Source organism: Arthrobacter sp. Bi83 (assembly GCF_918698095.1).
Taxonomy (GTDB): domain Bacteria; phylum Actinomycetota; class Actinomycetes; order Actinomycetales; family Micrococcaceae; genus Arthrobacter.
The window spans coordinates 265,207-278,747 of sequence record NZ_CAKKLY010000002.1; the positions used below are offsets into that span (position 1 = coordinate 265,207).

9 protein-coding genes are annotated in these 13,541 nt (G+C 63.8%); 3 read left to right on the forward strand and 6 right to left on the reverse strand.

All coding sequences use genetic code 11. The features are described 5' to 3' along the window. Window positions 1-15: 15 nt before the first annotated feature. Genes LQ144_RS02685 through LQ144_RS02695 form a run of 3 tightly spaced genes read right to left on the reverse strand, consistent with a single transcriptional unit; the run spans window position 16 to window position 6,881 of the window. Complete coding sequence (locus tag LQ144_RS02685; protein WP_230117001.1) at window positions 16-4,869, reverse strand: NAD-glutamate dehydrogenase; 4,854 nt, start codon at window positions 4,867-4,869, stop codon at window positions 16-18. 57 nt (window positions 4,870-4,926) lie between these two features. Beyond that, window positions 4,927-6,240: a chromosome partitioning protein gene (locus tag LQ144_RS02690; protein ID WP_230117002.1), complete on the reverse strand. Its 1,314-nt coding sequence runs from the start codon at window positions 6,238-6,240 to the stop codon at window positions 4,927-4,929. Continuing rightward, on the reverse strand, window positions 6,237-6,881 hold the full coding sequence (locus tag LQ144_RS02695; RefSeq protein WP_230117003.1) for a hypothetical protein: 645 nt from the start codon (window positions 6,879-6,881) through the stop codon (window positions 6,237-6,239). The genes LQ144_RS02690 and LQ144_RS02695 overlap by 4 nt, the downstream gene beginning before the upstream one ends. A gap of 154 nt (window positions 6,882-7,035) precedes the next feature. Here LQ144_RS02695 and LQ144_RS02700 point away from each other — a divergent pair, with 154 nt between their 5' ends. Continuing rightward, the gene (locus LQ144_RS02700; protein ID WP_230117004.1) at window positions 7,036-7,251 is read left to right on the forward strand and encodes a helix-turn-helix domain-containing protein; all 216 of its coding nucleotides are present in this window, start codon (window positions 7,036-7,038) and stop codon (window positions 7,249-7,251) included. Window positions 7,252-7,272: 21 nt separating this feature from the next. Here the strand turns inward: LQ144_RS02700 and LQ144_RS02705 are convergent, their stop codons facing one another. Next, on the reverse strand, window positions 7,273-7,845 hold the full coding sequence (locus LQ144_RS02705; protein ID WP_230117005.1) for a hypothetical protein: 573 nt from the start codon (window positions 7,843-7,845) through the stop codon (window positions 7,273-7,275). Between the two features lie 142 nt (window positions 7,846-7,987). Here LQ144_RS02705 and LQ144_RS02710 point away from each other — a divergent pair, with 142 nt between their 5' ends. Next, a complete protein-coding gene (locus LQ144_RS02710) occupies window positions 7,988-8,845 on the forward strand; it encodes a hypothetical protein (protein ID WP_230117006.1) in 858 nt (285 codons plus the stop codon). Between the two features lie 148 nt (window positions 8,846-8,993). Next, complete coding sequence (locus LQ144_RS02715; RefSeq protein WP_230117007.1) at window positions 8,994-9,422, forward strand: Rv3235 family protein; 429 nt, start codon at window positions 8,994-8,996, stop codon at window positions 9,420-9,422. 69 nt (window positions 9,423-9,491) lie between these two features. On the opposite strand, the gene secA is transcribed toward LQ144_RS02715, so the two are convergent. Together secA and LQ144_RS02725 are read right to left on the reverse strand one after the other, a co-directional pair. After that, a complete protein-coding gene (gene secA / locus LQ144_RS02720) occupies window positions 9,492-12,221 on the reverse strand; it encodes a preprotein translocase subunit SecA (protein WP_230117008.1) in 2,730 nt (909 codons plus the stop codon). A gap of 42 nt (window positions 12,222-12,263) precedes the next feature. Continuing rightward, on the reverse strand, window positions 12,264-13,532 hold the full coding sequence (locus LQ144_RS02725) for a crosslink repair DNA glycosylase YcaQ family protein (RefSeq protein WP_230117009.1): 1,269 nt from the start codon (window positions 13,530-13,532) through the stop codon (window positions 12,264-12,266). Between the last annotated feature and the right edge of the window lie 9 nt (window positions 13,533-13,541).

The window sequence follows — 13,541 nt, forward strand, 5'->3', positions numbered from 1 at the left end:
ACACCGGGCAACGCCCTAGCGTCGGACGATTGACCTCAAGAGCCTCAATGCTACCGACAGCGAGGCCATATCGTCCGCTTCAAGGGCATTGACCTCGTCGAACATGCTCTTCGCGCGGCCCAGCTGTTCGGCATTCAGCTGCTCCCAGCCCTTGAGGCGATCTCCGGCCGGTGACCCTGAGGCAGTCGACTCAAGCACCGCCGTCGTCATGTCCGAAACGGTCGAGTAGAGGTCATCACGCAGCGCAGCCCGGGCCAGAGCCTGCCACCGGTCCCTCCTCGGCAGCGAACTGATCCGTTCGAGCAGGGAGTCGGCATGGAAGCGGTTAAACACCGTGTAGTACACGTGCGCGATTTCCTCCACCGGCTCCTGGCGGGCGTGTGCGATCTTGGCAATGTCCAGCAGGACGAAGCTCTCGAAAAGCTCGGCCCAGCGGTGGGCAAGATCTTCTGGCAGACCCCACGACCGCGCCTTTTCAAGCCACGCGGCCACCCGCTCGCGGTCGTCCCCTCGCAGGTAGTCCAAGACACGCGCACGCATCGGATCGATGAGCGGCTTGAACTCGGCGACGATGTCGGCAATGGGGCGGGACGTGGTTCCCTGCCCGAGCACCCAGCGCACGGCCCGGTCCAGAAGCCGCCGGATGTCGAGGTGGACCGTGCTCCAGTGTTCGGTGGGGAATGACGCCGGAAGGTCATTGAGTTCGGACACGATGACGTCCAGCTCATACACCTCACGGAGCGCAACGAACGCCTTGGCCACGGCCACTTCGCTCGCTGACGTTTCCTCCATGGTCCGGAAGGCGAAAGTGATGCCGCCCATGTTGATCATGTCGTTGGCGACGACCGTTGCGATGATTTCCCGGCGCAGCGGATGCGTGTCCAGTTCGGCGTCGAACCGCTCCCGCAGCTGCTCGGGGAAGTATCCGCGCAGCGTCTGCCTGAACCACGGATCGTCAGCGAGATCACTGTCACGAAGAGCAGTTGCGAGCTCGATCTTGGCATAGGCGGCGAGCACCGACAGCTCCGGGGATGTCAGCCCCTGCCCCTGCTCGAGCCGTTCGCGAAGGACCGCAGTGGACGGCAGCGCCTCAAGGTCCCTGTTCAGATCCGCCGACTTTTCCAGCCAGTCCATCAGCCGTTCGTAGCTTGGACTCCATTCGGCCACACGCTGACGGTCGTTGAGCAGCAGGATGTTCTGGTCGATGTTGTCTTCGAGGACAAGACGCCCCACTTCATCGGTCATGGAGGCAAGGAACTCGGCACGTTCGTCCGGCTCAAGTTTTCCTGCCGCGACCATCCGGTCCACGAAGATCTTGATGTTGACCTCGTGGTCCGAGCAGTCGACGCCTGCCGAGTTGTCGATGGCGTCCGTGTTGAGGATGACGCCCTGCAGGGCCGCCTCGATGCGGCCACGCTGCGTCATGCCCAGGTTTCCGCCTTCGCCCACCACCTTCACGCGAAGGTCGCGCCCATCGACGCGGATGGCATCGTTAGCCTTGTCTCCGACCATGGCGTGGCTCTCGGTGCTCGCTTTCACATACGTGCCGATGCCCCCGTTGTACAGCAGGTCGGCCGGCGCCAGCAGGATGGCCCGCAGCAGTTCAGGCGGGCTCAGCTGGGTGGTGCTCTCGGGCAGGCCCAGTGCGGCGCGGACCTGCGCGGAGACAGGAATCGATTTGGCCTGGCGCGGGTAAACCCCGCCGCCTTCGCTGATGAGTCCCTTGTCGTAGTCGTCCCACGACGAGCGCGGCAGCTCGAACAGACGCTGGCGTTCAGCATAGGAGCTGGTCTCGTCCGGGTTGGGATCCAGGAAGATGTGCCGGTGGTCGAAGGCGGCCAGCAGCCGGATGTGCTTGGACAGCAGCATCCCGTTTCCGAAAACATCACCTGACATGTCGCCCACTCCGACGACGGTGAACGGCTCGGACTGCGTATCCAGGTCAAACTCACTGAAGTGGCGCTTGACTGACTCCCACGCTCCCCTGGCCGTAATGCCCATGGCCTTGTGGTCGTAGCCCACCGACCCGCCGGAGGCGAAGGCGTCACCCAGCCAGAATCCGTATTCAGCCGCAAGCCCGTTCGCGATGTCCGAGAAGGTTGCCGTGCCCTTGTCCGCCGCCACCACAAGGTACGAGTCGTCGTCGTCGTGCCTGACAACATTCCCCGGCGGAACGAGCTGTTCACCCTCGGTGCCCGTAACGAGGTTGTCGGTGAGGTCGAGCAAGCCGCGGATGAACGTCTTGTAGCTTTCGATGCCTTCGGCCATCCAGGCTGCCCTGTCCGCCGCCGGATCAGGCAACCGTTTGGCGAAAAAGCCTCCCTTGGCGCCCGTCGGAACGATCACCGCGTTCTTGACGGTCTGGGCCTTGACCAACCCCAGGATCTCCGTGCGGAAGTCCTCCCGCCGGTCGGACCAGCGGAGACCGCCGCGCGCCACTTTGCCGAAGCGCAGGTGGACGCCCTCGACCCGCGGCGAGTAGACCCAGATCTCGAACCTGGGCCGCGGGTAGGGCAGGCCTTCAATGCCTGAGGGGTTCAGCTTGAAGCTCAGGTAGGGCTTGTCCTGGTAGAAGTTGGTGCGCAGCGTTGACTCGATCAGGTTGGTGAAGGTCCGGAGAACGCGGTCCGCGTCGAGGGTCGCGACACTTTCGATGGATGCGGCCAGCTCGGCACGGACCTTTTCCTGCCGTTCGGAGCGCTCCAGTTCCGTCAGAGCTGGGTCGAAGCGCGCCTCAAACAGCGCGCTGAGCCCCTTCGTGACTTCCGGATTGGCCAGCAGCGTGTCTGCCATGAACTCGAAAGAATTGGTGTTGCCCATTTGCCGCATGTACTTCGCATATGCCCGCAGCACAACAATCTGACGCCAGCTCATGCCTTCACGAAGCACGAGGCGGTCGAAGCTGTCCGATTCGACGGCGCCGGAAACCGCCGCACCGAAGGAGTCCGCCAGCAGCTGGCCCGTTGACAGCGGCTCCACCCCCGCCGGGTACTTCAGTCCGAGGTCATACAGAAAGAAATCCCGGCTGTCTGAGGTTTCGATCTCGAAGGGCCGCTCATCCAGCACCTCAAGCCCCAGGTTGTGGAAATAGGGAAGGATCTGGCTCAGGCTTTTGGGTTCGAGCATGTAGAGCTTGACGCGGGCATCCTCTTCGAGCGTTGCCCCGGCGCCTTCCGGAAGATAGACGTGGACGCCTGGGCGCTCCTGCTTCGCTCCGGCACGTCGCTCGGCTGCGGCCCCGTACTTTTCAAACCTTTCGATGTCCTCCAGGGCGTCTTCAACCTCGTAGTCCACCCGGTAGGTTGCCGGGAACGCTTCCGCCCAGATGTCGGCGAGTTCTTTGGTGCCGGCGTTGGCGCTCCTGTCGCGCAGGACTTCACTGATGCCTTCGCCCCAGGACCGCGCCGCCCGGACGAGCCGCTTCTCAAGGTCCTCGGCGTTGACGTGCCCGACGTCTGCGCCCTTTGGCAACCGGATCCTGAAGAAGAGGCGGGCAAGCGCCGACTCCGTCATCCGTGCTTCGTAGTCGATGGATTCGGCGTGGAAGGTCTCGCGAAGTTCCCTCTCGATCCGGAGGCGGACGTTCGTGGTGTACCGGTCGCGCGGCAGGTAGACGACGGCGGACATGAATCGTCCGTAGATGTCGGGCCGCAGGAACAGGCGGGTGCGGCGGCGTTCCTGCAGGCGTTGGATGCCGGTCGCCGTCGCCGCGAGGTCCGGGATTTCAATCTGGAAGAGTTCGTCGCGTGGGTACGTCTCGAGGATTCCCACCAAGTCCTTACCTGAGTGCGAATCAGGCGGGAAGCCGGCGCTGCGGAGGACAGCTTCGACTTTTTCCCGGACGATCGGAATGTTCCGCACTGAACCGGTGTAGGCACTCGTGGCGAAAAGCCCGATGAAACGCTGTTCGCCGTTGACGTTTCCTGCGGCATCAAAGCTCTTGACGCCGATGTAGTCGAGGTAGGCCGGCCGGTGCACCGTCGAGCGCGAGTTGGCCTTGGTGATCACCAAAGCTCTTTTTTCGCGCGCTTTCCGCCGGCCCGCATCCGTGAGGTGCTGGATGTGGGGAGTTTCGCGGCGGGCACGGAGCAACCCCAGCCCGCTGTCCTCCCGGAGTTCCAGGACATCCTCGCCGGCATCGTTGACGAGATCGTACTCGCGGTAGCCGAGGAAGGTGAAGTTCCCCTGGTCCAGCCACCGAAGCAGATCCTGGGCCTGCCGCAGCTCTGCAATCTGGGCCGGATGGGCAATCTTGTCGAGCCTCTCGGCTATCTGCCGGGCCTTGTTCCGCATCTTCGGCCAGTCTTCGACGGCGGCGCGGACATCGCCAAGCACCCGTTCCAGTCCTCCGGTCAGGCGCCCCCTGGCTTCCGCGCTGGTGCGGCCAATCTCCACTGCGATCCAGGATTCCATGTGCGAAGCATTGTCGCCCTGGGCAATCAGGCGGGACAGACTGGGCAATGCAGCGGTGTCACCGCTGGAAATACCAATATTGGACGGAACCCTGTCCACTTTGACCAGCTCATTGGTCTGACGGTTGCGCGTGACCACGAACATGGGGTGGAGCACGAGGTGAATGGCAGAGTTCTGCCGGACCAGCTCTGCGTTGACCGAATCCACGAGGAAGGGCATGTCGTCGGTGACGATGTACACCACGCTGCAGTCGGCTTCTTCAACAATCGAGATGTTGGCAGTGCCGGGCTGACGGGTCGCCGCGACCCGGCGGTGCGTCTCTGCACGTGAGCTCAAAATCTCACGAGGGTACGAACGGGCATCCTCCTCCGCGAGGTGCTCATAGTAGTCCCCAAAGAAGCCCTCTTCGGCTCCGATTGAACGGGACTGATCCTCCACGCTGGACCCAGACGACATCGACAAACGCCTCCATCACAAGTTCGCGGCCGCACCGTTGCAGCCCTAATCGTGAGCCTAGCCCCTTAGCCTGCGCTTTGCTGTGGAAGGGAACACAGAGGATCGGCTATTTCGCTGGACAGGTGCACAAACGAGAGCGGCAATGGCGGACCGCAGCCGAGATTCCGGAGCCGCCTCCAGGAGTAACGACCCGGAAATCAGGGCGGCGTCACTGGCCCCTGGGTCCGCGGGAAGGAACGCCTTGATGCCGATTGCCGGCCCGTAGCGCTCCCACGCCTCCCGCAGCTGCCGTTCGGGTGAGCGGCCCACGGCGGCGGCCCGGACTTTGTTCATCACCACCTCCGGGTTCGCGCCGGGCACCGCAGTGTCCAGCTCGGCGAGTCCCCGCACAAGCCGAGGGACGCCCACAGAATCCGCAGACCCGACGGCGAAGACAGTGTCGGCCATTTCCAGGCTCCTGAGCGTAGCGGCATTCCGACGGGGCGCCATAGTGTCGAAGCTCAGCTCCTCGTCGGCCTCGAGACAAAAGCCCGTGTCCACAACGACAACATCGGCCACTTCCCTGGCCCGTTCCAGTACAAGTGCCATTGCAGCCGCCCGGAGCTCGGTCCAGCGGTCTGCCCGTGTTATGCCGGTCAGAACGCGGAAGGTCCCCGACTTAATGGCAACCGGCATGGCAACGCGAAGCAGCGCTTCACGGTCCAGGAGGCCCTGGTCGGCCAGCCTGCATGCCTGCGCCAGGCCGGCCGCTTCGTCCAGCAGTCCGAGGACTGCGCCAATGCTTGCAGCGTAGCTGTCGGCGTCGACGAGCAGGACGGACTTTCCCTCTGCAGCAAGTTCACCGGCAATGTTCACGGCCACCAGGGTGCGCCCGGGAGAACCGGCCGGCCCCCACACGGCGATGATCTTTCCGGTTCCGGCCGGCGCCGGGGCGTCGTCGACGTCGGTGGCATCCGCCCTCAAGGCGGCACCCGTCTCGGCGAAGCCCCGCTCGCCCGGAACCGGGGCGGTGATCCCGTGTCCGGAGAACTGTGCCACCGCTTCGGAGATGCGTTCGGCCAATGCTGCGGATTCGACGGTGGAAATGGCTGCGGACACACCGATGCCGCGCAGCCGCGCCGCCTCCTCCACATTGTCGGTCAGGGCGATGATCGCGACTCCCACCGCGCCGAGCCTGTCGACGAGGGAGGCTGTCAGTTCCTCGCTCCCCCCGGCCACGACGGCTGCCCGGGCGAGCCCGCTTTGGCAGGCAGCGAGCAGTTCTGTCAGCTCCGTGCACCTCCGCACCACGGTGACTGGCCCGTGGAGCCTCTCCAGGCCGCCAACCAGGTCCTCCTGGGCCTGTCCCACCGTGACAACGGGGATGCTCATTTGGCACCGCCGGCAGGATTCCACACCACGGAGATCTTGGCCTCGTTCGCCTGCGCGCCGAGAAGGGACGGCATCTGGTTGTCTCCGACAAGGACCATCAGAACAGTGGATTTGGAGGAACCTAGGGCTGTCGATCCCGGTGCTACGTGGGCGATTTCCGCACCCGGCAGCAGCAGCTTCGGCTGCGCAAAGCCGTTCCGGGCATCGGGCAGAGAAACCCATACGTCAACGCGGGTCCCTGCAACAGCCTGCTCCGGCAGCGCCTCCTGAACGGTGATGGCGACCGGCTTCCTGCCGAGGGCGTCCACGCTGCCCAGACTTTCCCTCGGCAACAGCTGGTCCTTACCGATCCGCTGGACCGCCACCAGGCCGTCGGGCATGCCGGTCTCCGCCGTGATGTAGTGCGGCTCCACCTCCCCCAGCCGCACTTTGACCCGGCTGACGTTTTCCGGCGTGAGCCTCTCTCCCACCGCAATCGCCTCACGGGCGGCAAACACTTCGGTGGTCTTGTCTGCACTGCCGACGAGCGATATGACACCAACCACCGAGGCAAGGACCAGCAGCACCCCAACCAAAAGCCGGGGATCCTTCCATGAAGGCTTCTTCAGACGGGCCCCGGTGGCCGTGGCGCTGGCACTCATGCGTACTGCTCCCCCTTGACGCGTAGGGCGCCTTCGGTGCGCCGGTCATGATCATTGTTACGGCATGCATGCCCAAACGGAAAGTCATAGGCGCAAACATCATCAAACTGTGGATAACGGCATCATTCGGCATCACGGGTGGCAGAATTGACCTATGCCCCGTTTCCTCACGCTTGCAGATGTAGCCGAGCAGCTCCAGATCAACTCGCCCGCAGCCTACGCGCTTGTCCGCAGCGGGGAACTGAAGGCCATCCAGGTGGGCGGCCGCGGTCAGTGGCGCGTCGAAGAGAAGATGCTCGAGCAGTACATAGAAGAGCGCTACGCGGAGGCCAGCCGGATGATCGAAGAGGCGAAGTCCAAGTCAGTCTGATCCCGCGCCACACCGGAATCGCTAGAGTTCTCCAGGCCGCATCGACCGCAAGGCACCCAACGAGCCGAACGGAATCGTAGCCACGTCCATGACGTTGGACGCCCGGCGCGCTTCGCCCGGCGCCGTGATCGCGAGATCAAAAAAGTCCTGCCCCACGCGGTCAATGACTCCGGGGATCCGCACCTCCCCCGCCGCGCCGCTGGCCATCAGTACCGTCAGCCCCGCCCTGTCACGGGCAAGGCTCCGCAGCGCATTTGCCAGGCCCACCTTCCGCCGCACTGCCGACGGTTCGCCCACGGCCATCCGGCCCATCCCCACGTAGCGGGACACAGCGGCGTAGGGAATCAATACCTGGTGCGCCGCTTCGTCGAGCACCAGGCTTTCCGCACCCGCGTGGCTTAGCGTCCCGGTGAACGCCGATCCGGAGCCAAGATGAACGCCGACGTACCGGCCCAGTGATCCGCGGAGCCGGTCGGCCAACCCGATGGAAGCCGTGTCCGCCCTGGATCGCTCCGATATTTCGGACTCGCGTCCCAAGACCTCGGCCTCGGCTATCTGCGCCTCCAAGTCCTCAAATAGAGCATTCCATCGCATGGCGCCAGCGTAGGCGGACCGGAGAGGCGGGTCAATGCAACCGCCTTCTGAAGACAAGTATCAGCCAACTATTGCAAACGGAGACCAATCGCATCAATATTGATCAAACAACATCAAACAGCATTAAACGAAGGGCAAAGCCATGCAGCCATCTAATCCCAGGACAGTCCGGTGCGATGCAGCCATGGCGCTCCTTGTCCTGGGACTCGGCTGTTTCCTGGTGTTGTCCGGCGCCGGCCTCCTCGACCGCTGGCAGCGATCCGCATCGCGGCGGCAGTCGATGGTCTTCGAGGATCTTCTCGGCCTGGTGGCGATAGCTGCCGGGTTCATCATCGCGGTCTGGTGGGTAGCGTCGCTCGTGGCGGCGTTTGCGGCAGCATTGCTTGAACGGACGGGCCGAAATCGTGCCGCCGCGCTGAGTGGCCGTTTCAGTCCCGCCTTCATGCGGCGGCTGGCACTCGCTGCCGTGGGAGTACAGCTCATTGGTGCGCCCCTTGCTCACGCTGCCCCGCCTGACGCCAGCCTGTCTTCCACTAGCGCCGCGGCGGTCTCGGCCGCGTGGGCGCCGACTGACGGCCAGTCCCTCACCGGCCCGATCCCGGCCTTGATCCGCCAGTCCGCCGCGCCTTCTAGGCCTGACGCCGTCGGCACCGGGCAGTCGGTTCCGGACGCCGGGCAGTCGGTGCCGGACGCCGGGCAGTCGGTGCCCTCCACATCGGACGTTCAGCCGCAGTGGCAGCCGCGCCCGCCCGTTGCAGCTCCCCGGCTGGTGACCTCCGCGCCGGTCCGAGCGGCCCTCGAACTTCCCGACGCGGCGCACCATAAGGTAGCGGTCAGGGCCGGTGATTCGCTCTGGACCATCGCCGCAAGGGCGTTGGGGCCGGAGGCGTCCGACGTCGAAATCGCCCTGGAGTGGCCCCGCTGGTTTGACGCAAACAGGGCAGCCATAGGCAACAACCCTGATGTGCTCCTGCCTGGCCAAGTCCTCAGGGCTCCCTGATTCCGGCAGCCCCTGCGCGCCTTCGCACCCGCGCCCCTTCGCACTATCGCACCTTCGCACCCGCGCCCCTTCGCACTATCGCCTCTGCGCACCTTCGTCACCGCAATACGCCGTGCCCGCAGTTCCACTTCAACCAAAGGACCGAATCATGACGGCCGTAACCTCAGTCCGGAGCGCGGGCACCATAGCGCACCCGGCAATCCCGTCCATAGGCATCAATGCGTCCGACGAGTTGCGGGAGATTTGTGCCATTACCAGATCCACAGTCCAGGCAGCCATAGAAGTGCTTGCCGGAACCAGGCCCATAAACCAGTTGGCGCGGCGGCTAGACCAACGGTGCCTAGTGGCGCTGCAGCACCGGGCTTGCCTTACCAGGCGGGAAGCTTCCCGGACTCCCCGCAAGCTGGGACGCCTCCATCGGAACCCGACGGTCCGGTCTGTGCGCGCCTGCGAGGTAACTCCGGACATCTATGAAGCAAGTGCGGTGGTCATCGACGAACTTCGGACCCGCGCAGTCGCTGTCCGGCTCGAACGCAGCAAACAAGTCTGGCGGGTGACGGCCCTGGAAATCGGATGAGGAAGCGCAAACAGCGAGGGACCGGAACATTTGCTCCGGTCCCTCGCTGTCATTCAGACTGTGCGGCTCTTAGCGCTTCTTCTTGCCGTCACGGCGGTCCTGCGAGGCTGCCTTGGCAGGGTTTCCCGAGCGTCCCGTCGCGCGACCCTCGATCCGGGTCTGGGTCCCGCCGCCTTCCGCGGGCGCCGTGTACTGCAGTTGTGCCGGCTTTTCAGGCGCTTCCAGCCCGGCGGCGTGGATCTGCGGCTCGTGGTGTTCCGTGTGCGCACCGGCGGCATCGGCAACCACTACGTCTTCCGCAGGCGTAACTTCGACCTCAAGGTTGAAGAGGAAACCGACGCTCTCCTCCCGGATGGCTTCCATCATGGCCTGGAACATCGTGAAGCCCTCGCGCTGGTATTCGACCAGCGGATCACGCTGGGCCATGGCACGCAGGCCGATGCCTTCCTTGAGGTAGTCCATCTCATATAGATGTTCCTGCCATTTCCGACCGATGACCGACAGAACAACGCGCCGCTCAAGCTCGCGCATGCTCTCGGAGCCAATGGTTTCCTCACGGGCCTGGTACACCAACTTGGCGTCGGACAGGATCTCTTCCCGGAGGAACTCGACCGTGATGCGCGATTTTCCGCCCGCCTCATCGATCACATCGTGCGCGGTCACGCTCACGGGATAGAGCGTCTTGAGGTTCGTCCAAAGCTGGTCGAAGTCCCAGTCGTCGCCGTTGCCCTCAGCGGTGGCTCCGTCGATGAGGGCGTTGATGGTGTCCTCAAGGAAGAACTGCACTTTTTCGTGCAGGTCGTCACCCTCAAGGATCCGGCGACGGTCGCCGTAAATGGCTTCGCGCTGCCGGTTGAGGACGTCGTCGTACTTCAGTACGTTCTTGCGCTGCTCAGCGTTCCGGCCCTCCACCTGACCCTGGGCCGAGGCAATGGCGCGGGAAACAAGCTTGGATTCAAGGGCCACATCATCGGGGACAGAGCTGTTCATCAGGCGTTCCGCTGCTCCGGAATTGAACAGGCGCATGAGGTCGTCAGTCAACGAGAGGTAGAAACGGGACTCGCCGGGGTCGCCCTGACGGCCCGAGCGACCGCGGAGCTGGTTATCGATCCGGCGTGACTCGTGCCGTTCGGTGCCCAAAACGTAGAGCCCGCCGAGATTCAGTACTTCCTCGTGCTCTTCCTTGACCGCCTGCTTGGCGGCCTCCTGGGCCTGCGGCCACGCGGCCTCGTACTCTTCCGAGTTCTCTTCCGGATCCAGCCCCTGCTTGGCGAGTTCGGCGATGGCCGTGAACTCGGCGTTGCCGCCCAGCATGATGTCCGTTCCACGGCCAGCCATGTTGGTGGCCACCGTCACGGCGGCCTTGCGGCCGGCCTGGGCTACTATGGCCGCTTCCCGGGCATGGTTCTTGGCGTTAAGGACCTCGTGCCGGATGCCCTCCTTGGCGAGCAGCCGTGAGAGGTACTCGCTCTTCTCGACGCTGGTGGTACCAACCAGGACAGGCTGGCCCTTTTCATGGCGTTCGGCGATATCCCTGACCACTGCATCGAACTTGACGGTTTCGTTCTTGTATACGAGATCCGAGCGGTCGAGGCGCTGCATGTCCCGGTTGGTGGGGATGGCAACCACTCCGAGCTTGTACGTGCTCATGAATTCGGCGGCTTCAGTTTCCGCCGTGCCGGTCATGCCGGACAGTTTGCCGTACATGCGGAAGTAGTTCTGCAGGGTCACGGTGGCGAGCGTCTGGTTCTCGGCCTTGATCTCGACGCCTTCTTTGGCTTCGATGGCCTGGTGCATGCCCTCGTTGTAGCGGCGGCCGGCCAGGATGCGGCCGGTGTGCTCGTCGACAATGAGAACCTCGCCGTCAAGGATGACGTAGTCCTTGTCCCGCTTGAACAGTTCCTTGGCCTTGATGGCGTTGTTCAGGAAGCCGATCAGCGGAGTGTTGGCGGACTCGTAGAGGTTCTGGATGCCCAGGTAGTCCTCGACCTTTTCAATCCCGCCTTCCAGGACGCCGACGGTGCGCTTCTTTTCGTCGACCTCGTAGTCCTTCTCCGGCTGCAGCCGCAGTACGACCTTGGCGAATTCGCTGTACCACCGGTTGGTGTCGCCCTGGGCGGGACCGGAGATGATGAGCGGGGTCCGGGCCTCGTCGATAAGAATGGAGTCGACCTCATCGACGATCGCGAAGTGGTGTCCGCGCTGGACGAGCTCCGACTTATCCCATGCCATGTTGTCGCGCAGGTAATCGAAGCCGAACTCGTTGTTGGTGCCATAGGTGATGTCCGCGGCGTACTGCTCGCGGCGGACGGACGGGTCCTGATTGGAAAGAATGCAGCCGCTGGTGAGGCCGAGGAAGCGGTAGACGCGGCCCATGAGCTCGGACTGGTATTCGGCCAGGTAGTCGTTGACCGTGATGACGTGCACGCCGTTGCCGGCCAGGGCGTTGAGGTAGGCAGGAGCTGTGGCCACGAGGGTCTTGCCTTCACCGGTCTTCATTTCGGCGATGTTGCCCAGGTGAAGTGCGGCACCACCCATGAGCTGCACGTCGAAGTGCCGCATGCCAAGGGTGCGGGAAGACGCCTCGCGCACGGCGGCGAAAGCCTCTGGGAGGAGATCATCCAGCTTTTCGCCATCCTGGTGGCGGGCCCGGAGCCGGTCCGTTTCTTCACGCAGTTCGGCGTCGGTGAAGGTTTTGAATGAGTCTTCAAGGGCGTTAATGGAATCGGCATAGTTCCGCAGTTGCTTCAGGGTTTTTTTGTCACCCGTGCGGAGAAGTTTTTCGATTAGTGATGCCACGTGAAGTTGCTCCCAGTCTCATGCTGCCGAATTCTGGCGTGTTTAGTCTACGGGAGAGACGCAGAGCACGTTGCCCCTGTTCCCTGAGAGCGGATACTGCTCTCCTGTTTCCTGGACGGCGGCCGAGACACTTCCGGCGAGGTCTCCGGCCGGAGACACCACCACGTCCTCCAGCCCCAGCCACTCGGCCATCAGCCGAAGCTCGGCGGCAAGTTCGACGGCGGTGTCCTCCGGTGCGTCCGGCTCGCCAAAGCACGCCCGGACCAGCAGTTTGCCGCCGGCCCGGTCTGCTTTGAGGTCCACCCTGGCCACGAGGCGGTCCCGGAGCAGGAAAGGGAGAACGTAGTAACCGAACCGGCGCTTTGGTTCAGGGGTGTAGATCTCGATCCGGTAGTGGAACCCGAAAAGCTCTTCCAGCCTCCGGCGTTCGAAAACCAGTGAGTCGAAAGGGCTGAGCAAAGCCCGGCCGGTTGCAGCGCGCGGTAACCGGGCGTCAACATGGCGGTACAGCTTCCGGTCCCAGCCCTGCACCGTCACCGCTTCAAGCCGTCCGCTCTCCTCGAGATGCTGAACCGATACAGCCGCGGCTTTGATCGGTGTCCTGAAGTAGTCGGCGAAACACCGTACGGTCCCTATCCCGTGCGCCTGTGCGGCCGCGTCGATAAGCCTGTCCATGGCTGCAGCGGGGTCCGGTGCCGCTTGCGCGGCCGTGGCCGGCAACACGTCGCGGGTCAGCGCATACTTGCGCTCGAACTGCTCCGTGCGCGCAGCCGAAGAGACGACACCCTCTTCAAACAGGTGCTCCAGGACGCGCTTGACGGCATTCCAGTTCCAGCCCCAGTTGACGTGTTTACGGTCCTCCACGTGGCCGATGGCCGCTGTGAGCTCGGAGGCAGTCATCGGCTTTCCGCCAGCGAGGGCATCCAGCACCAGTCGGGTGACGCCGGATTTCAGGCCTGGATCCATTGCGGAAGCGCCAACCCAAGTGCGGTTCTGCCACACCACAAGGTCCTGGAATTGTTCAGGCCTGATGAAGCTCGCTTCGTGGGCCCAATATTCCATCATCCGGCGCGGATGCTTGCCCGCCATCTGCTGAAGGATGGTGCGGTCGTAATTGCCAAGCCTCGAGAAGAAGGGAAGGAAATGGCTTCTGGCCAGGACATTGACGGAGTCGATCTGGACCAGCTGGATCCGGGCAAAGGTACGGCCCACCGTCCGTGAAGTCACGGGCGCGGCGGGCCGTCCTTTGTCCAGTCCCTGGGCTGCCAGGGCAATCCGCCGGGCCTGTGAAAGGCTCAGCGTTGCACCCATGTCAGCCCT

Coding starts and splice junctions, on each gene's coding strand:
- LQ144_RS02700 (WP_230117004.1), top strand. CDS start 7,036: ATGCCCCGTTTCCTCACGCTTGCAGATGTAGCCGAGCAGCTCCAGATC.
- LQ144_RS02705 (WP_230117005.1), bottom strand. CDS start 7,845: ATGCGATGGAATGCTCTATTTGAGGACTTGGAGGCGCAGATAGCCGAG.
- LQ144_RS02690 (WP_230117002.1), bottom strand. CDS start 6,240: ATGAGCATCCCCGTTGTCACGGTGGGACAGGCCCAGGAGGACCTGGTT.
- LQ144_RS02725 (WP_230117009.1), bottom strand. CDS start 13,532: ATGGGTGCAACGCTGAGCCTTTCACAGGCCCGGCGGATTGCCCTGGCA.
- LQ144_RS02710 (WP_230117006.1), top strand. CDS start 7,988: ATGCAGCCATCTAATCCCAGGACAGTCCGGTGCGATGCAGCCATGGCG.
- LQ144_RS02695 (WP_230117003.1), bottom strand. CDS start 6,881: ATGAGTGCCAGCGCCACGGCCACCGGGGCCCGTCTGAAGAAGCCTTCA.
- LQ144_RS02685 (WP_230117001.1), bottom strand. CDS start 4,869: ATGTCGTCTGGGTCCAGCGTGGAGGATCAGTCCCGTTCAATCGGAGCC.
- LQ144_RS02715 (WP_230117007.1), top strand. CDS start 8,994: ATGACGGCCGTAACCTCAGTCCGGAGCGCGGGCACCATAGCGCACCCG.